Origin of the sequence: Candidatus Pelagibacter sp. (genome assembly GCF_052048095.1) — a bacterium.
Classification (GTDB): Bacteria; Pseudomonadota; Alphaproteobacteria; order Pelagibacterales; family Pelagibacteraceae; genus Pelagibacter.
Genome location: NZ_JBNAKG010000001.1, coordinates 463,788 through 486,054 on the forward strand (window position 1 = coordinate 463,788; position 22,267 = coordinate 486,054).

The 22,267-nt window shown below is 26.5% G+C and carries 20 protein-coding genes, 2 tRNA genes and 1 other RNA gene; 20 read left to right on the forward strand and 3 right to left on the reverse strand.

The window, feature by feature from the left end:
* The first annotated feature begins 39 nt into the window (after positions 1 to 39).
* The 3 genes from rpoD to ACTT9P_RS02455 all read left to right on the forward strand — a co-directional run bounded on the left by rpoD (position 40) and on the right by ACTT9P_RS02455 (position 2,064).
* Entirely contained in the window at positions 40 to 1,857 is a 1,818-nt protein-coding gene (gene rpoD / locus ACTT9P_RS02445; protein WP_440909109.1) for an RNA polymerase sigma factor RpoD, read from the forward strand.
* A 3-nt stretch (positions 1,858 to 1,860) separates the two neighbouring features.
* Positions 1,861 to 1,935 (forward strand) — tRNA-Val (locus ACTT9P_RS02450).
* Between the two features lie 52 nt (positions 1,936 to 1,987).
* A tRNA-Ile gene (locus ACTT9P_RS02455) sits at positions 1,988 to 2,064 on the forward strand.
* A gap of 9 nt (positions 2,065 to 2,073) precedes the next feature.
* Here ACTT9P_RS02455 and ACTT9P_RS02460 read toward each other — a convergent pair.
* From ACTT9P_RS02460 to ACTT9P_RS02470, 3 genes are read right to left on the reverse strand one after another with little or no spacing between them, the layout of a single operon-like run.
* The gene (locus ACTT9P_RS02460) at positions 2,074 to 2,553 is read right to left on the reverse strand and encodes a hypothetical protein (RefSeq protein ID WP_440909110.1); all 480 of its coding nucleotides are present in this window, start codon (positions 2,551 to 2,553) and stop codon (positions 2,074 to 2,076) included.
* Positions 2,554 to 2,571: 18 nt separating this feature from the next.
* Positions 2,572 to 3,168 carry an MlaC/ttg2D family ABC transporter substrate-binding protein gene (locus tag ACTT9P_RS02465; RefSeq protein WP_440909111.1) on the reverse strand — a complete coding sequence of 199 codons (597 nt, stop codon included), beginning with the start codon at positions 3,166 to 3,168 and terminating at the stop codon, positions 2,572 to 2,574.
* Positions 3,169 to 3,192: 24 nt separating this feature from the next.
* Positions 3,193 to 3,975, reverse strand: coding sequence for an MlaA family lipoprotein (locus tag ACTT9P_RS02470; RefSeq protein WP_440909112.1), 783 nt, complete (start codon positions 3,973 to 3,975; stop codon positions 3,193 to 3,195).
* Positions 3,976 to 4,042: 67 nt separating this feature from the next.
* On the opposite strand from ACTT9P_RS02470, the gene ACTT9P_RS02475 reads away from it, so the two are divergent.
* The 17 genes from ACTT9P_RS02475 (at position 4,043) to ACTT9P_RS02555 (ending at position 22,231) form a co-directional block, all read left to right on the forward strand.
* A complete protein-coding gene (locus ACTT9P_RS02475) occupies positions 4,043 to 4,777 on the forward strand; it encodes an N-acetylmuramoyl-L-alanine amidase (RefSeq protein WP_440909113.1) in 735 nt (244 codons plus the stop codon).
* 42 nt (positions 4,778 to 4,819) lie between these two features.
* Positions 4,820 to 5,177: RNase P RNA component class A (gene rnpB, locus ACTT9P_RS02480), an RNA gene on the forward strand.
* A gap of 159 nt (positions 5,178 to 5,336) precedes the next feature.
* Complete coding sequence (gene mraZ, locus ACTT9P_RS02485) at positions 5,337 to 5,792, forward strand: division/cell wall cluster transcriptional repressor MraZ (protein ID WP_440909114.1); 456 nt, start codon at positions 5,337 to 5,339, stop codon at positions 5,790 to 5,792.
* A gap of 14 nt (positions 5,793 to 5,806) precedes the next feature.
* Positions 5,807 to 7,267, forward strand: a complete 1,461-nt coding sequence (gene ftsZ / locus ACTT9P_RS02490; RefSeq protein WP_440909115.1) for a cell division protein FtsZ — start codon at positions 5,807 to 5,809, stop codon at positions 7,265 to 7,267.
* 18 nt (positions 7,268 to 7,285) lie between these two features.
* A complete protein-coding gene (gene rsmH, locus ACTT9P_RS02495; protein WP_440909116.1) occupies positions 7,286 to 8,296 on the forward strand; it encodes a 16S rRNA (cytosine(1402)-N(4))-methyltransferase RsmH in 1,011 nt (336 codons plus the stop codon).
* Positions 8,293 to 8,589 (forward strand): cell division protein FtsL, encoded by a 297-nt coding sequence (locus ACTT9P_RS02500; RefSeq protein WP_440909117.1) that lies wholly within the window; start codon positions 8,293 to 8,295, stop codon positions 8,587 to 8,589. Before rsmH ends, ACTT9P_RS02500 begins: the two co-directional genes overlap by 4 nt.
* A complete protein-coding gene (locus ACTT9P_RS02505) occupies positions 8,582 to 10,264 on the forward strand; it encodes a peptidoglycan D,D-transpeptidase FtsI family protein (RefSeq protein WP_440909118.1) in 1,683 nt (560 codons plus the stop codon). The genes ACTT9P_RS02500 and ACTT9P_RS02505 overlap by 8 nt, the downstream gene beginning before the upstream one ends.
* 2 nt (positions 10,265 to 10,266) lie before the next feature.
* Positions 10,267 to 13,128 (forward strand): UDP-N-acetylmuramoyl-L-alanyl-D-glutamate--2,6-diaminopimelate ligase, encoded by a 2,862-nt coding sequence (locus tag ACTT9P_RS02510; RefSeq protein ID WP_440909119.1) that lies wholly within the window; start codon positions 10,267 to 10,269, stop codon positions 13,126 to 13,128.
* Positions 13,118 to 14,203 carry a phospho-N-acetylmuramoyl-pentapeptide-transferase gene (mraY, locus tag ACTT9P_RS02515; protein ID WP_440909120.1) on the forward strand — a complete coding sequence of 362 codons (1,086 nt, stop codon included), beginning with the start codon at positions 13,118 to 13,120 and terminating at the stop codon, positions 14,201 to 14,203. The genes ACTT9P_RS02510 and mraY overlap by 11 nt, the downstream gene beginning before the upstream one ends.
* Positions 14,200 to 15,516, forward strand: coding sequence for a UDP-N-acetylmuramoyl-L-alanine--D-glutamate ligase (murD, locus tag ACTT9P_RS02520; RefSeq protein WP_440909121.1), 1,317 nt, complete (start codon positions 14,200 to 14,202; stop codon positions 15,514 to 15,516). Before mraY ends, murD begins: the two co-directional genes overlap by 4 nt.
* Positions 15,494 to 16,618 carry an FtsW/RodA/SpoVE family cell cycle protein gene (locus ACTT9P_RS02525; RefSeq protein ID WP_440909122.1) on the forward strand — a complete coding sequence of 375 codons (1,125 nt, stop codon included), beginning with the start codon at positions 15,494 to 15,496 and terminating at the stop codon, positions 16,616 to 16,618. Before murD ends, ACTT9P_RS02525 begins: the two co-directional genes overlap by 23 nt.
* Complete coding sequence (locus ACTT9P_RS02530; RefSeq protein WP_440909123.1) at positions 16,618 to 17,676, forward strand: UDP-N-acetylglucosamine--N-acetylmuramyl-(pentapeptide) pyrophosphoryl-undecaprenol N-acetylglucosamine transferase; 1,059 nt, start codon at positions 16,618 to 16,620, stop codon at positions 17,674 to 17,676. Before ACTT9P_RS02525 ends, ACTT9P_RS02530 begins: the two co-directional genes overlap by 1 nt.
* Positions 17,673 to 19,067: a UDP-N-acetylmuramate--L-alanine ligase gene (murC, locus tag ACTT9P_RS02535; protein ID WP_440909124.1), complete on the forward strand. Its 1,395-nt coding sequence runs from the start codon at positions 17,673 to 17,675 to the stop codon at positions 19,065 to 19,067. The genes ACTT9P_RS02530 and murC overlap by 4 nt, the downstream gene beginning before the upstream one ends.
* Positions 19,067 to 19,975 carry a UDP-N-acetylmuramate dehydrogenase gene (gene murB, locus ACTT9P_RS02540; RefSeq protein WP_440909125.1) on the forward strand — a complete coding sequence of 303 codons (909 nt, stop codon included), beginning with the start codon at positions 19,067 to 19,069 and terminating at the stop codon, positions 19,973 to 19,975. Before murC ends, murB begins: the two co-directional genes overlap by 1 nt.
* 1 nt (position 19,976) lies before the next feature.
* On the forward strand, positions 19,977 to 20,888 hold the full coding sequence (locus tag ACTT9P_RS02545) for a D-alanine--D-alanine ligase (RefSeq protein WP_440909126.1): 912 nt from the start codon (positions 19,977 to 19,979) through the stop codon (positions 20,886 to 20,888).
* Positions 20,866 to 21,543 carry a cell division protein FtsQ/DivIB gene (locus ACTT9P_RS02550; protein ID WP_440909127.1) on the forward strand — a complete coding sequence of 226 codons (678 nt, stop codon included), beginning with the start codon at positions 20,866 to 20,868 and terminating at the stop codon, positions 21,541 to 21,543. Before ACTT9P_RS02545 ends, ACTT9P_RS02550 begins: the two co-directional genes overlap by 23 nt.
* Entirely contained in the window at positions 21,533 to 22,231 is a 699-nt protein-coding gene (locus ACTT9P_RS02555) for a hypothetical protein (RefSeq protein ID WP_440909128.1), read from the forward strand. The genes ACTT9P_RS02550 and ACTT9P_RS02555 overlap by 11 nt, the downstream gene beginning before the upstream one ends.
* The last annotated feature ends 36 nt before the right edge of the window (positions 22,232 to 22,267 follow it).

Sequence of the window (22,267 nt, forward strand, 5' to 3'; positions counted from 1 at the left end):
AGCTAATTGCCATTATATAAGTCTTTCAAACTTTTTACTGTGGAACGAATAATTACAAAATCTTTTGCTAGATTAATGGGTCGTGGAACTCATAGAGGCTTCATTACTTATGAGGAATTAAGTAAATCACTTGGTAAAAGAAATCTTTCAGATGAAAATCTTACACAAGCATTTATTCATATTTTGGATGAAAAAATATCATTAGTAGAAAAAAAATCTGATTTTAAAGTACTTAAGAAAAAAGATAGTTCTTCAAAAGAAGAAGGTAAAACTATTGAGAAGAGTGATGACCCTATAAGAATGTATTTAAGAGAAATGGGTGGAGTAGAGCTCCTTTCCAGAGAAGGTGAGATTGCTATTGCAAAAAGAATTGAAGCTGGAAAAGATGTAATGTTAATTGCGCTTTCCCAAAGTCCTATTACTGCTCAACAGTTTTTTGAATGGAATGAAAAACTTAATAATGATGAGATTTTAGTTAGAGAAATAATTGATATTGATACTAATTACATGGAGGATGAAAACACAAGCTCAAGTAAGCAAAAAAATTCATCTGACAATGAAGAGAACGGAACGGACGAAGGTGATGATGATTTTAATCCTACACTTGCTGCAATGGAGACTGAGATTAAACCAAAAGTCTTAGCAACTATTAATACGCTTACAAAAGAATACAATAAGTTAATCAAGTATCAAAAAGAGAAATTAGAATGTATTTTAAATTCAACAAATTTCTCTCCATCTAAAGAGAAAAGTTATGAAAAAGTGGTAAATGATATTTTAGAAAATATAAAATCATTACAACTTTCACCATCTGTATTAGAGGAATTAGTTCAAAAACATTACACTGAAAATAAAAAAATAATCTCATTAGAAGGCAATCTTCTTCGAATGGCTATAGATAATAAAATTTCTAGAAATGAGTTTATTAAATTTTATGTAGGAAATGAAATAAACCCTAATTTAAAAAAATTCTTAGATACTAACGCTGTATGGAAACAATTTTTTCAAAAGTATAAAGATGAATTCAAAAACATAAGAGAGAGATTAATAGAGATTAGTAATAAACTTGGTATTTCTGTTACTGATTTTAAAAAACTTGTCAGCAGAGTTCAAAAGGGAGAAAAAGAGTCTAGAATTGCAAAAAAAGAAATGGTTGAGGCCAATCTAAGATTAGTAATTTCGATTGCTAAAAAATATACAAATAGAGGTTTGCAGTTTTTAGATTTGATCCAAGAAGGAAATATTGGATTGATGAAAGCTGTTGATAAATTTGAATATAGAAGAGGATATAAATTTTCTACTTATGCAACGTGGTGGATAAGACAAGCAATTACAAGATCAATTGCTGATCAAGCAAGAACTATTAGAATTCCAGTTCACATGATTGAAACAATTAATAAAATTGTAAGAACTCAAAGATTGATTTTAAGTGAGTTTGGGCGAGAAGCTACTCCAGAAGAGCTTGCACAAAAATTAAGGATGCCTCTTGATAAAGTTAGAAAAGTATTAAAAATTTCAAAAGAACCAGTTTCACTGGAAAAACCAGTTGGTGATGAGGAAGACAGTAGTTTAGGTGACTTTATAGAAGATACAAAAGCATTAGCGCCATTAGAACAAGCTATAAAATCAAATTTAGGTGAAGCAACTACAAAAATTCTATCAACTTTAACTCCAAGAGAAGAAAGAGTTTTAAGAATGCGTTTTGGGGTTGGAATGAATACAGATCATACTTTAGAAGAAGTTGGTTTACAGTTTTCTGTGACAAGAGAAAGAATTAGACAAATCGAAGCCAAAGCTCTTAGAAAATTAAAACATCCAAGTAGATCCAAACAATTAAAAAGTTTTTTAGAAAGTTAATTTGGGCCGTTAGCTCAATAGTAGAGTACTGCATTGACATTGCAGGGGTAGTTGGAGCGTAACCAACACGGCCCACCAAAAATTCTTTATTTGATAACTTTATAAAAATGGTATAACTAAACTTTCTTTTGGGCCTATAGCTCAGTTGGTTAGAGCAGTACACTCATAATGTATTGGTCCCAGGTTCGAGTCCTGGTGGGCCCACCAAAATATAAGTTATTTTTTCTTAATACCTGCTAGCAACTGCAATAGATGAATTTCTTTTTCTGATAATCCTTTTTTATTTAATTCCCTTAAAATATCATTTTTAAGTGTCTTAATTGACATGTAATTTACCACCAAAGGTATCAAGGTAAACATTGCTAAGTAAAAATATTCTTTAAATAATATTAACTGGATTATACATATGAATAGCCACGCAAATGAAGTACCTGTCATAATAATTTTTTGGCTTTTAAGGTCTTTTATTTTAAGAAAATAAAAAAATATAAAAGTTGTAAAAGTCATCACACCAGCAATTAGAAACCAGAGGGTTATAGAAATATCTGAAGTTTCTCCACCAACAAAAGTATCTTCCATAGCTGATTTAACAAACAATAAAATTATAGCTTTGTATAATGAGAAAAATATAAAAATTGATGAATATAAACCAGAAATTATAAATGCTATTTTGGAACTAATCTTCAGTTTTAGCACTATTTAATTAACTTTATTCTATTCGTTCGAAAAATTTTTTAAGTTAGTTAATAGTGCCTCTATATCACCATCTGCACTTTGAATTATAGAATTGAATTCTTCTTTTTGAGTTCTGGCCAAACTCAATCCCTCAATAATTAAATCTCTTATCAGTGGTTTGTCTGGGTTTTTAGTATAAATTCGCCATTCAATTTTTATTTCAGGTCTTTTTTCTGTCGCAACTAAAGTACTAGAAACAATAGTGTAGTTTTCATTAATTTTTTCTTTTGAATTTACTTCAATTATAGGATTTGAATATTCAGCAAGCCTGCTTGAAAAACTTGTCATAAAATACTCATGAAAAATTTCAGAATATTCATTTATTTTATCATCAGAGAGATTTTTTCTATGTTTTCCTAGTGAGTAAAAACCTATACCTTTTATATCCACTGTGTCTGCAGCAATTTTTTTTAACTCAACAATTCTTTGTTCTTTAGAAAGATCACCGCTCAAAGTGTCTGCTGCTCTATTAACTGTAGACTGAACAAACACATCTGGTTCTATAGCGTTAGTATTTAAATTTAAAAGTGAGGTAAAAATTAAGATGCAAAATGCCAAAGAATATTTTTTAATCATGATTATTTATTGTTAAGTTGAAGGTTAGTTTTCAATTTCATCCCAATCAGAATCATCCATTGCCTCGATTATTCCATTAGAATTTAAAATCTTTTGTTGTCTATCTTGCAGGTATAAACTTTTTACTGAAGCATAAAAGTCAACTGCGTTCTTTTCAAGATTATCAAAAGACTCAATATTTTTTGCTCTAAAATCTACTCCTGTAGCTAATCTCGATGCGATATAGTCACTATCTTCAAAATGTTGAGTATTGTTTTTTACAGTTACATTGTACCAAGCGTCACCACCCAATAAATTAACAACTGAACCTGCAGTATCTCTTACAGTTGAAGGACCTAAGACTGGTAAAACTAAATAACATCCAGGACCAACACCTCTAACAGCCAAAGATTGTCCATAATCTTCTTTTTGATATTCTTCGAAACCCATTTTTTCAGCGATGTCAATGAAACCTAAAATTCCAAGTGTAGTATTGATTACAAATCTCCCTGTATTCACACCTGCTTTCTTAAATTCACCTTGTAAAACATTATTTGGAATCGTTACAACACTGCTTAAGTTTTGAAGTGAATTACTAACACCTGATCTTACTGGATTTGGTAACACTCTGTAAGCTTTTGCAACCGGCTCAAATATAACGTTATCTAAACCTTTATTTAAAGCGAATATTGTTCTGTTTATACCTTCGTGACAGTCCTTAATTTCTGCAGGATCGTTCTTTTTAAGAATTTTTTCGTTTGCACCAGCAACAACACTTAAAGTTAAGCTTGCAGCTAATACTGAGGTATAAATAATTTTTTTAATCATTCTCGATCTGTATAATATAATAATTATATATGTAAATTAACAAAATAAGAAAAAAATGGCCTAAAATATGGCATTATTGATAAATAATAATTATTCTCCTAATTTTGATATCAAAAAAAGACTTAAAAATTCAATAAAATTTTTAATCATTCATTACACTGGAATGAAAAAAGAATCGGAAGCAATTTCGAGATTATTGGATTTTAATTCAAAAGTTAGCTGTCATTATTTTATTAAAAATGATGGTGATATAATAAGAATGGTGCCAGACAGCTATACAGCATGGCATGCTGGTAAATCTAAATGGAAAAAATTTGTGTCTCTAAATAAACATTCAATTGGTATTGAAATACACAACCCAGGTCATGATCATGGATATAAATCTTTCAGTCAAAAACAAGTTAAATCTTTATTATCTTTAGTCGAAGACTTAAAAAAAAAATTTTATATTGATAAAAAAAATATCTTAGGTCATTCAGATATAGCGCCTAATAGAAAAAAAGACCCAGGAGAAAAATTTCCTTGGTCCATTTTGGCAAAAAACAACATTATTAATTGGCATAGTCTAAATTTAAATGAATTAAAAAAATCAAGAAAAGTTAGGATAAACAAAAAATTAGAGCAAGAATTTATCAAAAACTTATATAAAATTGGATACTGTAAAATATCTAAACAAAGTAGAGTAAATTCTAATAAAATCTTAACTACCGCTTTTCAAAGAAAATATAGAAACCAACTTATTAATGGTAAGATTGATCAAGAATGCTTTTTAATTTCTAAAAATATCTTGAAAGCTAAATAATCTTAAGTTGAAAATATTTCAAAAAGTACTAATTTAATAGTGCCAGATAAATGATTTACTGCTTTTATTTTTAATAAAAGAGGAAAGTCCGGGCTCCGAAAGGATACAGTGCCAGGTAACCCCTGGCGGGGGCAACCCTAGGGATAGTGCCACAGAAAATAAACCGCCATATCATGGCAAGGGTGAAAAGGTGTGGTAAGAGCGCACCGGTTCTCTTGGTAACAAGGAACGCTGGAAAACCCCACTGGGAGCAAGACTAAGTAGAGATGACGCTGTTGAAAAACTAAAAGCTGTCCTTAGCTAGTCATCAGGGTTAGTCGCTTGAGCTTAAGGGTGATCTTAAGCCTAGACAAATGGTAAATTTAAACGACAGAACCCGGCTTACAGTTTATCTGGCAAATTTGATAAATCTCCAATTTTAAATGTTCACGTTTTAATTCACTTTTTTAATGGCCAAGAATCAATTATTAAATGTATCAACAGGCTATTGACTCTATATTATATATCCCATATTATCCCATAAATTCCCAAATATAGGAATTTATAATAAATATGAGTTATGTTTTTATCGAGTTACGAAAACAATATAGACAAAAAAGGAAGAGTATCGGTGCCTGCAAGTTTTAGATCCTATTTATCTAATCTTGGATATAACGGTGTTATTTGTTTTCCTTCATTTAATCATCAATCAATTGAGGCATGGCCTCAAGATAGAATTGAAAAAATTTCAAATAGTATAGATAATTTAAATCCATTTGATGAAAAAAGAGATGTTTTTGCCACTTCAGTTTTATCTGAAAGTATTAACTTACAGTTTGATAGTGAGGGACGAATTTCTTTAACAGAAAAATTATTAAAACATGCAAAAATTAAAAAAAGCATGACGTTTGTTGGTCAAGGAAAAACTTTCCAGATTTGGGAACCAGCACTTTTTGAAAAATTTAAGGCAACAGCTAGAAAAAAATCAAATTTAAATCGAGCGAGTCTTAAATGGGAGCAGCAATTAAATAAATAACGGGGGAAATAACGATGACTATAAATTTTAAAACACCAGAAATTAAGGAGCTACAGCCTAGACTTTTGGTTCTAGGAGTGGGAGGAGCAGGTGGTAATGCAATAAACGAAATGATTGATAATAATCTTCAAGGAGTAGAATTTATTGCTGTTAATACAGATGCTCAAGATCTTAAAATGAGTAAAGCTAAAACTAAAATTCAATTAGGTCTTAATCTTACGAAAGGTTTAGGGGCTGGTGCAAAATTAGACATTGGTCAAGCTGCTGCTGATGAGTCATTGAATGAAATTGTGAATACTTTGCAAGGTGCAAATATGGTTTTTATTGCTGCTGGCATGGGCGGAGGAACAGGTACTGGTGCTGCACATGTTATTGCAAGAGCCGCTAAAGAATTAAATATTTTAACTGTTGGTGTAGTTACTCTCCCGTTCCTATACGAAGGTCCCTCAAGAATGAGAAGAGCTCAACAAGGTTTAGAAGAACTTAGAAAACATGTTGATACAATTATAGTTATTCCAAATCAAAATTTATTTAAAATTGCTAATGAACAAACTACTTTTGAAGAGTCTTTTAACCTTTCAAATAATGTTTTAATGCACGGTGTTCAAAGTATTACAGACTTAATGGTTAGACCCGGACTGATAAATCTAGACTTTGCTGACGTTGAGACAGTAATGGCATCAATGGGTAAAGCTATGATGGGGACAGGTGAAGCAGAAGGAGAAGGAAGAGCTCTGAAAGCTGCAGAGATGGCTATAAGCAATCCATTAATAGATGATTACACTTTAAAAGGCGCAAAAGGATTATTGGTTAATATAACAGGTGGAAAAGACTTAAAACTTTTTGAAGTAGATGAAGCAGTTAACAAAGTTAGAGCTGAAGTTGATCCAGAAGCAGAATTAATTATTGGAGCGATCACAGACTCTGATTTAGATGGAAAAATGAGAGTATCAATTGTTGCAACTTCATTAGATGGACAACAGCCAGAAGCAAAATCAGTTATTAATATGGTTCACAGAATTCAAAATAGAAACCCTGGTTATTCTGATTTTTCAAATATGGGAACAGCATCTTTTACATTCTCTAATCAATCTTCAAATCCAGTTACACATGGTGCTAATGCATTGAAAATTGATAGTGAAATAGTCGAAGAGCAAAAGAACCTTATGGCTGGAAATGTTTCTCAAGAAATGAACGTTTCCTCAAATATGGAAGCACAAAATATTGTTGAAGAAAGTTCAAAACTTGATGAGGAGACATCTTTTACAAGTGAAGCTTTAAACAATATTGAGCAACCAGAAGAAAATTTAGATACACATTCAAACGGCCTAGAGGAGTTTGGTGTAGATATGAATGAACCAGATTTGTTCAATACATCAGAAAGTAATGAAAAATCAGACGCATTATTACTAGAAGATGAACATGATGAAGACGATCTGGAAATACCTGCATTTTTAAGAAGACAAAAAAATTAATGGTCTTCAAAAAAATAAATGGAAGCCACCATAGTAAAGGATGATATAAAACATTATCCTGTACTGCTTAATGAAATAATTAGCGTTATTACCCCTCAACATGGTGGCACATTTATTGATTGTACCTTTGGTCAAGGTGGTTACACAAAGAAAATATTAAGTTATCCTGAAACAAAAGTCATTTCTTTAGATAGAGATATTGAAACACAAAAAACAGCTGAAGAGATTAAGTTAAAGTTTGAAGATAGATTTTTATATAAAAATTTAAAATTCAGTCAAATTTTAAACTTAAAATTAAAAAATGAAAATATAAAAGGCATTGTTTTAGATCTTGGTTATTCATTTTTACAAATTAAAGATGAAGAAAAAGGACTATCATTTTCATCTAAGAGTGAACTAAATATGAAAATGGGTTTAAATTCTTTTTCAGCGAAAGATGTAATTAATAAACTAGATGAAGATAGTTTAACAAAAATATTTAAATTTTTCGGTGATGAAATTGAAGGAAAGTTTATTTCGAGAAGCATCGTTAAAGAAAGAAAAAAAGGAATAATAGATACACCTAAGCTTGTTCAAATTATCGAAAAAACAAAAAGAAAAAAGAGTTTTAGGATAAATAATTCAACAAAAGTTTTCCAAGCATTAAGAATTTTTGTGAATAAAGAAATTAGCGAATTAATTTTTGGATTAATAAATGCAACTAAAGTTTTAAAAAAAGATGGTGTTTTGGCCGTAGTAACTTTCCATTCAATAGAAGATAAGATTGTCAAGTTTTTTTTTAAAAGTCTGTCAGAGAAAAAAAGTATTTCAAGATATTTACCTGATAATGATAATCAAAATCTGATATTTAATTTAAATCAGAAGAAACCAATTTTACCATCAGCAGAAGAAATTGAAGAAAATCCACCTTCAAGATCTGCGAAGTTAAGGTATGCAAAAAAGATAATAGACATTTATGATTTTGAAACAAATATTATTAATGAATTTAACAATCTTTTAGAAATTGAAAAATTAGGAGATAATTTATGAAAAAATTTTGGGTAATCTCTTTAATTTTATTTTTAATTGTAGCGACAACTTTAGTTAAAAATTCAACAAAGAATATAGAAGATCAAATTTTTACAAAACGAGAAAATATTAGAATTTCAAAAAAAGAGTTAAGTGATTTGATGTTAGAATATAACTATTTAAGTTCAGCTGAAAAATTAATGCAATATCAAACCAAATTCTTTGAAGAGGAATTAATTCAAAAAAAATTAGAGGATTTTCAAGTCATTGAAAACAATATTGAAATTAAAAAGATTTTAAAGATTGATGAATAATAAAATTGATAGATTTGAGATAGAAGATATCCGGTACAATTTTTCTTATAATAAAAAAAGATCTGAAATAAAGATTGATTTTAATAGAGTTGCATTTATTTTTTTTATTTTAATTTTAATTTCAATTATATTTTCTATTCATTTACTTCACCTTGGTTCTAGGCAATCAAAAGTAATAGAAAAAAATAAAAATGATTTACTTATAAGTGAATTATATAGAGCAGATATTGTAGATAGAAATAATAACTTTTTAGTTAAAACTGTAAGATCAATAGATATTGGCATCAACCCTCTCGAAATAATAGATGAGAAAAAATTGTTACTTAATTTAAAATATATTTTTCCTGAAAAAAATTATGAAGAAGTTAAAAAAAGGATAGATAAAAATAAATTTTTCAATTTTGAAAAGAAAATCTCTGAAGAAAATTATGAGCAGTTGATGAAATTAGGAGATAAATCAATAAAACCGAGAGAAAGCATAACCAGACTTTATCCTCAAAAAAATTTATTTAGTCATATTTTGGGACAAATAGATGATGACAATATTGGCATTTCTGGTTTGGAGAAATCTTTTGATGAGGATCTTAAAAATAGACTTGAACCTCTCAAATTAACTGTAGACACGGATATTCAATATTTAATCAGAAAAGAACTAGAAAAATACAATGAAATTTTTAAAGCCAAAGGTAGTGCGGCAATACTAATGGACATTAATTCTGGTGACATTTTGGCTTTTACTTCATTGCCTGACTTTGATTTGAATAAACGAAAACAAATTATAGACAAAAATTATATCAATCGAGTTAGCAAAGGAGTTTATGAATTTGGCTCTGTTTTTAAGACATTTACTATAGCAGCAGCAATTGATGAAAAATTAATTGAACCTGAGACTGTATTCACAGATTTACCCAAAACACTTATGTGTGCTGGATTTCCAATAAGAGAATACGATCAAAAAATTTCACCAAATTTAACTGCTGAACAGATTTTAATAAAATCTGGAAATGTTGGATCTGTAAAAATAGGACAAAAAATTGGAGTAGATAATTTCAAATCTTTTTTAAGTAAAATTGGTATTTTAGAAAAAATAGATTTTGATATTGATGAAGTTGGAAAACCTTTAGAGTTTAATTGGGGAAAATGTCCTTTAGCAACGGCTTCATTTGGACATGGTATTACCACTACTTTAATCCAATTGGCCAAAGCTTATTCAATAATTGCAAATGGTGGATATTATATTGAACCAACTTTAATCCAAAAGAATAATAAGAATAAGAAAAAAAGAATTCTAGATGATGAAACTTCAAAAAAAGTTTTGAAAATTTTAAGAAAAATTACTGAAGAAGGTACCGCAAAACAAGCTAATGTTAGTGGTTACGAAATAGGTGGCAAAACAGGAACTGCAAATAAAATTTTAAATGGAAAATATGTTAACAAAAAAGTGAACACATTTGTTTCTGTTTTTCCAACATCTAAACCACAATTTGTAATGGCGGTCATGTTTGATGAAACTGCAATTAATAAAGACTATGTATATCATTATAGAGATGGATCAGGATTTAAACTTAAGGGCACACCCAGAAACACAGCAGGTTGGACAACTGTTGAAGCAACTGGACAAATTATGGATAAGATTGGGCCTATTTTAGCCACAAAGTACTTAGAAGTTAATTAACAATGTATCTTAAGGATTTTATCCCTAACTTGAGAAAAGAATATCTAAATTATTCTTTTACAAATATTGCGTTTAATAGTTCACAAATAAAAAAAAATTATATTTTTTTTGCAATTAAAGGAAGCAAATTTGATGGTCATAATTTTATTGAGGACGCAATCAAAAGAGGATCAAAAATTATTATTTATGAAAAAAAATTTACAGGTTTTAAAGATGGTGTTTTGTTTATTTGCTCTAAAAATATAAGAAAATTACTAGCTGAATTTTCATTTAAGCTAAATAATAATATTCCTAAAAATTTAATTGCAGTTACAGGCACCAATGGAAAGTCTTCAGTTGCAGATTTTTATTTTCAAATACTTAAATTAAATAATAAAAAGGTAGCCTCAATTGGAACATTAGGAATTAAAACAGATAATTCCTTTCATAAGTTATCAAATACAACAATTGATGCTTTAGACTTAAGTAAAAAATTATCTAATCTTAAGAAACAAAAAATTAATAATATTATAATGGAAGCATCATCCCATGGTCTTGATCAAAATCGTTTAGATGGATTGAAATTTAATATTGGAATTTTTACTAATTTATCACACGATCATTTAGATTATCACAATACTATGAAAGATTACTTAAATGCCAAATTGTATTTATTTAAGAATTTAATGAATAAAAAAAAGTTTGTCATAACTGATGAGTCAATTCCTCAATACAAATTAATAAAGAAGGTTTCTAAACATAAAAATCTAAGTTTAATTGATTTTTCTGAAAAAAATAAAAAATCAAAAATATTTTTACAAAGTATCAATTATGATGGAGATAAGCAAATTCTTCAGCTTAAAATTAATAGCAAAATCTACGTAGTTGAAATAAATTTAATAGGAAAGGTACAAATTAAGAATTTAATTTTAGCAATTATCGCTGCAGCTCAAAGTGGATTATCTTATGACAAAATATTTAAGATTTTACCTTATATAAAATCTATAAATGGAAGATTAGAAAGAGTTGGTGTTATGAAGAATAACTCAAAAGTAATTTTAGATTATGCTCACACGCCAGATGCCTTAAGAACTGTTTTAACTAATATAAAAGATCAATTTCCACAAAGAAATGTCGTGTTATTATTTGGCTGTGGTGGAGATAGAGATAAGCTTAAGAGACAATTGATGGGTAAGATTGCTTCTCAATTTGCAGATAAAATTTATTTAACTGACGATAATCCTAGAAATGAAAATCCTAATTTAATCAGAAGCCAAATTAAAAAAGGAATTAAAAGCGAACATATCTTTGAGTTAAGTGATAGAGGAAAGGCGATTGATAAAGCAATTAAAAATTTGCAAAGTGGTGAAATTCTTTTAGTTGCGGGTAAGGGACATGAGGAAACTCAAACTTATAAGAATAAAATCAATTTTTTCTCAGATAAAAAAGAAATTTTAAAATCTATAAAACAAAAAAATAAACTTTTATCGAATGATCTAAAGCTAAATATTATTCAAGAAAAATCAAAAACAAAAATTTCAGATAAAAAAATAAAATTAAATAAAATTACAATTAACTCTAAAGAGGTGAAGAAAAATGATATTTTCTTTGCAATTAAAGGTAAAAAAAATGATGGTCATAAATTTTTAGCTGATGCTTTAAATAAAAAAGCTTCGTTAGTTGTAGTTAATAAAACTCAAAGAAATATTAAATCATCAAGACAAATTAAGGTTAAAGATACTTTAAATTTTCTCACAGATATATCTCAAGAATATAGAAAAAATCTAAAAACAAAGTTGATTACAATAACAGGAAGTAGCGGAAAAACTTCTTTAAAAGATTTGTTAGGCTCAACATTAAAAAAGTTTTACAAAACTAGTTTTTCTAAAAAATCATTTAATAACAAATTTGGAGTACCTTTAAGTTTAATCAATATTAATCAAGGCGATAAATTTGGAGTACTTGAAGCAGGTATGGATAAAAAAGGAGAAATTGATTTCTTAACTAAAATAATTCAACCAGATGTAGGCGTGATAACAAACATTAGTTATGCGCATATAAAAAATTTCAAAAATATTAATGGAATTGCCAGCGCCAAAGGAGAGATCATTAATAATATTAAAAAAAATGGACATATAGTTTTAAACAGAGATGATAAATTTTTTAATTTTCATGAAAAATTAGCAAAAAAAAGAAAACTAAATATTCATTCATTTTCCCTTAAAAATAAAAAAGCTAATGTCTTTCTAAAAAGAATATTAAAATCAAATAATAGATATAAACTTCTTATTGATATTAATAATCAAGAAAAAACTTTCTTTGTAAAAAATAATTTTACAAATCTAATAAGTAATATTCTAAATGCACTTTCAATAATGAATATTCTTATTGATGTTACAAAATTAAATCAAAATATTTTTCTTAATATAAAAAATACTGAGGGCAGAGGAGATGTGACAAAAATTAAATTAAATAACAAGAAAATAAACTTGATTGATGAAAGTTATAATTCAAATCCACTTTCTCTTAAATCTTCTTTAATGAATTTTAACAGTATGAAGGTTAATCCAAGTAAAAAGAATATTATTTTAGGCGATATGCTTGAATTAGGAAAACATTCAAAAAGACTTCATAAAGATATGTCAAAAGTTATTAATAAAATTTCATTTAACAAATTACATGTAATGGGAAAACATATTTTGGAAACTTATAAAAGATTACCAGAAAGTAAAAGAGGCAAGATTATTAAAAATGATTCGGAGTTAACTAAACTTATGTTTTTTGATTTTAAAAATAATGATTTTTTGATGGTAAAAGGATCTAATTCTACGGGTTTATTTAATTATTTAAGTAAACTAAAAAAGAAAAACAATCATGCTTTATAGTTTTATTTTAAATTTTGTAGATACATTTACATTTTTAAATGTATTTAAGTATTTAACTTTTAGAACTGGGTTATCTGTCTTTACTTCATTAATAATTGTATTGTTTATAGGTAATCCTTTCATAAAATTTTTTTCTAGCAGAAAAATTACTAATCCAATCAGAGAAGATGGACCAGAAGAACATATAATTAAAAAAATAGGAACACCAACTATGGGAGGATTAATAATTTTAATTGGCTTAATACTTTCAGTTTTAATGTGGTCTGATTTGACAAACATTTATGTTTTATTTTCTTTATACATAGTAATTTCATTTGGGGCACTTGGTGCATATGATGATTATCAAAAAATTAGACAAAAAAACTCCTCTGGAATTTCATCAAAAACAAAAATAACTATTCAAATTGTATTGGCTATTATTGGAATAATGTTCTTAGTAAAATACTCAGATAATAACAATTTGTCTGATTTATATTTTCCATTTTTTAAAAATTTAGTAATTAACTTGGGTTGGTTCTTCATACCATTTGCTGTTTTTGTTATTGTTGGCTCATCAAATGCTGTTAATTTGACTGATGGACTAGATGGTTTAGCAACTGTTCCAGTTATTCTTGTTGCAGCTTGTTTTGCATTTATAAGCTATATAACTGGAAACATTGTGTTTTCCGAGTATTTGCAATTAACTTACATTGAGGGAACAGGTGAAATTTCAATTTTTTGTGGGGCTATAATTGGATCTTGTTTAGGTTTTTTATGGTTCAATGCTCCACCAGCAAAAATATTTATGGGTGATACAGGATCGTTATCTTTAGGTGGCTCGTTAGGAGCAGTAGGAATTATAACTAAGCACGAAATTGTTTTAGCAATTACTGGAGGGTTATTTGTTCTTGAAGCAGTTTCAGTTATGGTACAGGTAATTTCATTTAAACTAACTGGTAAAAGAGTTTTTAGAATGGCTCCAATACACCATCATTTTGAAAAAAAAGGTTGGCCCGAATCTACTGTTGTGATCAGATTTTGGATAATTTCCATAATATTAGCTATGATTGGATTAGCTACACTTAAATTAAGATGATCGTTAATAAGAATTTTTTTTTTAATAAAAAAATTTTAATTTATGGACTTGGCAAAAGTGGACAGGCTACTCTAAATTTTCTAAAAGATAAAAAGAATTCAATTTATGTCTTTGATGATAACTTAATTTTAAAAAAAGATTTTAGAAAAAAATCTCTTAATTTTAATGAGATATTAAAAAATAAATTTGATCACATTATAATAAGTCCTGGAATTGATATAAAAAAATGCAAATTAAAACAATTTCTTAAAGTTAATCAAAAAAGAATAATTACTGATTTAGATATTTTTTATTTTTTTTATAAAAATAAATCAATTACAATCACCGGAACAAATGGTAAATCTACAACTGCAAAAATTCTCTATCAAGCTTTCAAAGATCAAAATAAAGATGTACGTTTAACTGGTAATATTGGTAAACCAATTCTTTCAGAGAAAAATATAAAAAAGAATACTTTATTTGTTATAGAGGCCTCATCTTATCAACTTGAATATAGCAAGTATTTTAAAACTACACATGGTGTTATTTTAAATATTACACCCGATCATTTAGATAGACACGGTACTTTAAGCAAATATATAGATGCAAAATTTAAACTTATCAAAAATCAAAATTACGGTACTTACTCGTTTTTGAACTATGATGACAAAAACATTAAAAAAAAAATTAAGTCTATCAAATTAAAATCTCAAATTGTTAAAATTCAAACAAAAAGTTTAAAAGATTCATCTTTATTGGATAACTTGAAAAATGACTATTTTAAGTCTAACGGTAATCTTGAAAATCTCATTATAGTTTTTGAAATAATTAAAAAATTAAAACTTAAAAAGATTAATTTTTTCAAAACTTTAAATAAATTTAAAGGCTTAAAATACAGACAACAAATTATTTATGATGACAATAAAGTTAAGATAATTAATGACTCTAAATCAACAAGTTTTGCTTCCTCTGAATCAGTTTTAAAAAATTTAGAAAATATATACTGGATTGTAGGTGGAATACCCAAAAAGAATGATCAATTTTTATTGAAAAAAAAATATTATAAAAATTTAAAAACTTATGTTTTTGGGAATAATATAAAAATTTTTAAAAATAAGTTTAATAATAAATTTAAAATAAAATCTTTACCCGATTTGAGAAAATTATTAGATATTTTAGTTTTTGATATAAAAAAGGATTTAAGTAAAAAAAAGGTTATTTTCTTTAGTCCCGCCGCAGCATCATTTGACCAGTTTCAAAATTTTGAGAAACGAGGTGAATATTTTAACAAGTTAATCAAAACAAAATTTGATGGTAAGTTTAAGTTTAATTAGAAAACATTATTACAGTTGGTGGAAAAATTTAGATAAACCAATTTTTTCAATAATTATAATATTGTTTGTAACTGGTTTATTTTTTTCTTTGGTTTCAACTTCTCTTGTTGCCTCAAATAAACTTAATACGAATGATTTTACATTCTTTTTTAAACACTCAATATTTATTATTTTAGGCTTATCTATAATTTTATTTTTATCTTCAATTGATAAAAATAAATTATATCAATTTTCAATATTTATGTTTTGTATTTCAATGGTGCTATTAACATTAGTACCGGTTATGGGTGTTGAGGTAAAAGGATCAAAAAGATGGCTTGATTTTATTTTGTTGCCAAGATTTCAACCTGTTGAATTATTAAAACCATTTTTTGTAGTTATTGTATCCTTAATATTATGCAGTAAATATCAACTAAATTTAAGTATTAAATATTTAATATCTCTGTTAGTAGCATTAAGCGTTTCTTTATTGCTTGTAATACAACCTGATATTGGTCAAACATTATTAATCTCTTCTTGCTGGGCAATTTTAGTTTTTGTGTCTGGTATTAATATTTATTTTTTTTTGATCTTTGCTTTGTTCTCTGTATTGTCATTTTTATATCTAGTAGTTTTTGTTCCTAAATTTACTTATATAAAAATGAGAATTTTATCTTTTTTTAATTCTGAAACAGGAACTCATAATTTTCAATCTGATAAAGCAATAGAATCAATTAGCAGCGGAGGTTTCTTTGGTAAAGGTCTTGGAGAAGGTGTATTAAAAAATAGAGTACCTGAAGCACATACAGATTATATTGTTTCGGTGATCTCCGAAGAATTTGGAGTGTTATCGATTATTTTTATATTATTTATATTTCTAATTTTTATTTATTTTGTATTTAAAAAAATTCGATTTGAGAATGATGTAAAAATAAAATTAATTTTAACTGGTTGTATAAGCCTTATATTGTTTCAAGCATTAATTCACATTGGTGTAAATATAAGATTATTTCCTACTACAGGAATGACATTACCGTATTTAAGTTATGGCGGTTCTTCAATTATAAGCGTTTCTCTTTTATCTGGGATTATATTAAATCTTACTAAAAGAAGGATTAATTAGTGAAAAAGAATATTTTATTATCAACTGGGGGCACCGGAGGTCATATTTTGCCTGCATTAAGTATTCTTGAACACTTAAAAGAAAATTTTAATTTAGAAATAGTCACAGATAAAAGAGGAGTAAAATATTTCCCAAATGATCAAAGGTATATATTAATTAATACGCCACGATTAAAAAATTTATTATTATTACCCTATAATTTATTATTAGTTTTTTTTTTAATAATTAAATCAATAAACGTTATTAAAAGAAAAAATATAGAAATTGTAATTTCTATAGGTGGATACATGTCTCTTCCAGTTTGCTTGGCTGCCAAAATATTAAATAAAGATCTTTATTTATTTGAACCTAATTTAGTATTAGGTCGAGCTAATAGATTTTATTTAAACTTTGCAAAAAAAGTTTTTGTGTATCAAAAAGAATTAAAAAATTTTCCAGAAAAGTTTGCAGATAAAAAAATTATTAGTAAACCTTTGATAAGAAAAGACTTTTATAAAGTCGAAAAAAATTCAAAAAAAGACAATGTTTTTGAAATTACTATCTTTGGCGGAAGTCAAGGTGCAATTATTTTTGATAATTTTATCAAAGAAACTTTAATTAAGATTAATAAAAAGATTAAAGTTAAAGTAAATCATCAGACAAGTTTAGAAAATATTGAAAATCTAAAGAACTATTATTCAGCTAATGATTTAAATTCTTATGTATTTAATTATGAAAATAATTTTTTTAATTTGATTAAAAATTCTGATTTATGCATAACTAGAGCAGGAGCATCTTCTCTAGCAGAGATAGCAACTTTAGGGATTCCTTTTTTAGCAATACCATTAAAAAATTCAGCAGATGATCATCAAATGGAAAACGCCAAATACTATGAAAAAATTGGTTGTTGTTGGATACTTAATCAGAATGAGATGAATCAAAAAGAAATTGATGATTTACTTTTTAAAATCATCGAAAATGAAGATGATTACAATACAAAAAAAAATAACTTAAAACAGTTTAATGAGAATAATTCTTGGAAAGAATTAAATAATAAATTAATTAATATATTTGCATGAAAATAGAACTTGCTAAAACAGAAAAAATTCATTTCGTTGGCATTGGCGGAATTGGCATGAGTGGCCTTGCTTTAATAATGAAAAGAAAAGGCTTTAATGTCCAAGGAAGTGATATTTCTATTAATAAAAATATTGAAAGATTAAAACAAAATAAGATTAATGTTCATATTGGACAAAAAAAGCAGAATATTAAAAATTCAACAATAATAGTTATTTCATCTGCAATTAAGAAAAATAATCCAGAATTCATAGAGGCTAAAAAGAAAAATTTACCAATCTATAAACGAGGGGAGATGTTGGCTCATTTAGTATCTTTAAATAAAAATATTGTAGTAGTAGGCTCTCATGGCAAAACAACTACAACTTCTTTAGTTACCTCTATTTTTCAAAAATCTAAAATTGATCCAACTATCATTAATGGTGGTGTAATTAATTCAATTAAAAATTCTGCAAAGCTAGGAAAAAGTGATTGGTCTATTTTAGAAGCCGATGAGTCTGATGGAAGTTTTGTGAGTATTTCACCTACTTACTCAATAATCACTAATATTGATAGAGAACACATGGATTTCTATAAATCAATGAATGATTTAAAAAATTACTTTATTAATTTTATAAATAAAGTTCCTTCAATTGGAAAATCTTTTATTTGTTTGGACGATAAAATAAACAAAGAAATTATTAAAAAGTTAAAAAATAAAAATTACTATACATATGGTTTTCATAGAAATTCAAATTTTAAGATATTAAATGTAAAACGAAACATAGATTTTACTGAGTATGATTTAAGTATTAATTTGCCAAATAAAAAAAAGATATTAATTAAAAACATCAAAATACCATTATTAGGAAATCATAATATTTTGAATTCTGTAGCGGCTTTAGCGGTGGCGATGACAGTGGGAATACCTGTTACAAAAATTAAACTTGGACTTAAAAGTTTTAAAGGAGTTCAGAGAAGATTTAATAAAGTATTTACCTATAAAGGAATAGATTTTTATGATGATTATGCTCACCACCCAACTGAAATAAAGGAAGTTTTGAGTGGAGTAAAAGAAGTTTATAAGGGATTTAAAAAAGTATGCATCTTTCAACCTCACAGAATTTCTAGATTATCTGATCTAAGAAAAGATTTTTCTTTAGCATTTAAAAACGCTGATGAAGTAATTCTCTGTCCAATTTATACAGCAGGAGAAAAAATAAAATTGAGTTTTAATTATCAAAATTTTGCAAAAGAAATAATTAAAAATTCAAATGTAAAAGTATTTATGGTTGAAAATCAATTTCAAATTGCAAAATTTATAAAACAAACTTTTTATGGTAAAAAAATTGTCATTGGCATGGGTGCTGGTTCTATTTCAAGTTGGATGAAAGAATTATCAAAACTAATTTAATGGATTTAGAAAATTACAAAAATCAATTAGAAAAATTCAGTGAAAATATTAAATTTAATTATGATTTGAAAAAAAGAACCTGGTTTAATATTGGGGGTAAAACAAAAATTTTTTATAAAGCTGAAAATCTCAAAGAATTGATAGATTTTTTAAAAGTAATAAATGAAAAAGAAAAAATTTTTGTATTAGGTTCGGGGTCAAACACACTTATCACAGATGACATTTATGATGGTGTAGTTGTTAAGTTGGGAAAAACGTTCAACAATATCTCTCTACATTCAGATGAAACTATCATAGCAGGTGCTGCGGTATTAGATAAATCTTTGTCTGAATTTGCGATGGAAAATTCGATCGGGGGACTAGAATTTTTATATTGTATACCTGGGAGTGTTGGTGGTGGAATTAAAATGAATGCCGGATGTTTTGGGACAGAGTTTAAAGATATTCTTTTATCAATTCAAGTAATTACTAAAAATGGAGAAGTATTAACGATACCATCAAATAAAATAAATTTTGAGTACAGAAATAATGATTTGTCTGAAGATTTTATTTTTTTAAGTGCAACATTTAAAGGAATAAAAGATGATCCAGACATAATTAAAAAAAAAATGGAAGAGATGAAAATTAAAAAAGAAGAAGCACAACCATCTAAAATTAAAACAAGTGGTAGTACTTTTAAAAACCCAATAGCTCAAACCAATAAAAAAGTATGGCAATTAATAAAAGAGTCTGTTCCAGCTGGTAAATGTTTTGGAGATGCGTGTATATCAGAAAAACACTACAATTTTTTTGTTAATAAAGGCAATGCTTCATTTGAAGATATGAATAATTTGATTAATTATGTATCAGAACAAGTATTTAATAAAACAGGCATTAAGATTGAAAAAGAAATAAAAATTTTAAGGTAAATTGAAAAAAAAAATTTTAATAATTTCTGGTGGAATTTCAAAAGAAAGAACAATTAGTTTAGATACTGGTAAACAAGTTGCTAGAGAATTAAAAAAGAAATATTTAATTAAAACATGTGAACCAGATCATAATCTTAAAAATAATATCAAAAAATTTAAACCTCATGTCATATTTAATGCTTTACATGGCCAATTTGGTGAAGATGGTTACATTCAAAGTATATTAGAAAATTTTAAAATTCCTTATACACATTCTGGTGTTATATCCTCAGCGATTGCAATGGATAAAGAAATTTCAAAAAAAATTTTTATCAAAAATAAAATATTAACACCAAGGTATATAAAATATTCATACGATCATAATGACAAAGAACTATTTAGCGTGGTAAAAAAAAAATTGAAGTTTCCTGTCGTGGTGAAACCAATTAATGAAGGATCTAGTGTTAATGTTTTTATTTGTAATGTTAAAAATTTTTTAAAAAAGGTTAAACTTTTAGAAAATTACAAAGAAATACTAATAGAGGAGTTTATTCCTGGAAGAGAAATTCAGGTAGCGATTTTAGGCAATAAAAAACTTGGCGCAATAGAACTTAGACCCAAAAGGAAATTTTATGATTACGATGCAAAATACAAAAAAAATGCAAATACAGAACATATAATCCCAGTTGATTTGTCTAAAACAAATTTACAAAAAGTTTTAGATATTTCACTTAAAGCTCACAAATTAATTGGGTGCAGAGGAGTTACGAGGTCAGACTTTAAATTTTATAAAAATAAATTTTATCTTTTAGAAATAAATACTCAACCAGGAATGACTAAATTATCATTGGTACCAGAAATTGCAGCTTTTAAAGGTATGAATTTTTTTGAATTGCTAAAATGGATTATAAATGATGCGTCCATTAATAGATAAAAAAATTTTTTTTTATATTTTAATATTTTTATTTTTTGGTTCTTTGCATAGTCAAAACTTTAATTCAAAAAAAATTTTTAATATTAAAGATATCAATATTAGTGGTTTGAATTACGATATGATTTATTCAACCTCAGAAGAATTAAACAATCTTAAAAATAAAAATATAGTTGAAATAGACAAAGATACGATTGTAAATATTTTAAACAAAAATCCATTAATAGATGATTTTTTTATTTTTAAAAAATATCCATCCACTTTAGAAATATCAGTTTATCCAACTACTTTTTTAGCTAATATAAATATCGATGGAAAAAATCATTATATTGGATCAAATAAGAAATTTATTGAATCAAAAAAAGTTGACAGTAATATTCCAATAATATTTGGCAAACCATCTATTGATGAATTTTTTTATGTAAAAAAAAATATCTTTAACAATTTTTTGGATTTAAAAGAAATTTCTAAGTTATACTTTTTCCCCTCTAAAAGATGGGATATTGAATTTAAAAATGGAAATTTATTAAAACTACCTCTTAACAATATAGATAAAGCTATTTCGGATTATTTAAAAATTCACAATTCAGAAAATTTTAAAAATATAAAAATGTTTGATATGAGAATTGAAAATCGTTTGATCTTAAATGAACTCTGAAGAAATTAATTATACTATTTTTTCTGTTAAAGAAAATGAAATCCAAATTTCAGTTTTAGAAAATTCTGAAAAAATAATTTTTAATAAAAAAATTGAATTTAGAGAAAATTATGAGGATTTTTTAAATGATAATATAAATTTTTTTGAACAATCAATTAGAGAATTAGAAAAAAAAATTGGATATTTATTAAAGTCAGTAAATATTATTTTACCTCAAAAAAATTTTCTTGAAATAAATTTATCAATTAAAGAAAATGTCAGAGATGGCATAGTCTCAAAGAAAAATATTGAAAATGTGTTGTTTAATTTAAAAAACCAAATTTCTGAAAATAATCAAAACTATTATATTAATAATATTAGAATTAATTATTTTAAAGTAGCAGATATAATTTATGATAATTTTAATTCGATACCTGAGTGTAAAGATTATATTATAGACATCTCCTTTTCTTGTTTGCCAGACAAATTAAAAAATTTTTACAAAACATTTTTTTTAAATTTTGAAATGACTGTTTTAAAAATTTTTTCAACAAACAATCTTTCATTATATGAGGACGAAAATAGCCCAGATCATACTTTATTAGCGGCAAAATTGCTCCACGATGGTCACGCTAATGATGTCTATTTAGTTGAAAAAGATAATGATAAAAAAGGTTTTTTTGAAAATCTTTTTAATTTAATTAGCTAACTGTATTTAACTGTAACATTTATTGTTTTCAAAATT

Excerpts from the sequence above, each read along its gene's own strand:
- ACTT9P_RS02510 (WP_440909119.1), top strand. The coding sequence starts at position 10,267 with ATGTATCTTAAGGATTTTATCCCTAACTTGAGAAAAGAATATCTAAAT.
- ACTT9P_RS02465 (WP_440909111.1), bottom strand. The coding sequence starts at position 3,168 with ATGATTAAAAAATATTCTTTGGCATTTTGCATCTTAATTTTTACCTCA.
- ACTT9P_RS02475 (WP_440909113.1), top strand. The coding sequence starts at position 4,043 with ATGGCATTATTGATAAATAATAATTATTCTCCTAATTTTGATATCAAA.
- ftsZ (WP_440909115.1), top strand. The coding sequence starts at position 5,807 with ATGACTATAAATTTTAAAACACCAGAAATTAAGGAGCTACAGCCTAGA.
- murC (WP_440909124.1), top strand. The coding sequence starts at position 17,673 with ATGAAAATAGAACTTGCTAAAACAGAAAAAATTCATTTCGTTGGCATT.
- murB (WP_440909125.1), top strand. The coding sequence starts at position 19,067 with ATGGATTTAGAAAATTACAAAAATCAATTAGAAAAATTCAGTGAAAAT.
- ACTT9P_RS02505 (WP_440909118.1), top strand. The coding sequence starts at position 8,582 with ATGAATAATAAAATTGATAGATTTGAGATAGAAGATATCCGGTACAAT.
- ACTT9P_RS02470 (WP_440909112.1), bottom strand. The coding sequence starts at position 3,975 with ATGATTAAAAAAATTATTTATACCTCAGTATTAGCTGCAAGCTTAACT.
- ACTT9P_RS02550 (WP_440909127.1), top strand. The coding sequence starts at position 20,866 with ATGATGCGTCCATTAATAGATAAAAAAATTTTTTTTTATATTTTAATA.
- mraY (WP_440909120.1), top strand. The coding sequence starts at position 13,118 with ATGCTTTATAGTTTTATTTTAAATTTTGTAGATACATTTACATTTTTA.
- murD (WP_440909121.1), top strand. The coding sequence starts at position 14,200 with ATGATCGTTAATAAGAATTTTTTTTTTAATAAAAAAATTTTAATTTAT.
- ACTT9P_RS02500 (WP_440909117.1), top strand. The coding sequence starts at position 8,293 with ATGAAAAAATTTTGGGTAATCTCTTTAATTTTATTTTTAATTGTAGCG.
- mraZ (WP_440909114.1), top strand. The coding sequence starts at position 5,337 with ATGTTTTTATCGAGTTACGAAAACAATATAGACAAAAAAGGAAGAGTA.
- ACTT9P_RS02555 (WP_440909128.1), top strand. The coding sequence starts at position 21,533 with ATGAACTCTGAAGAAATTAATTATACTATTTTTTCTGTTAAAGAAAAT.
- ACTT9P_RS02525 (WP_440909122.1), top strand. The coding sequence starts at position 15,494 with ATGGTAAGTTTAAGTTTAATTAGAAAACATTATTACAGTTGGTGGAAA.
- rsmH (WP_440909116.1), top strand. The coding sequence starts at position 7,286 with ATGGAAGCCACCATAGTAAAGGATGATATAAAACATTATCCTGTACTG.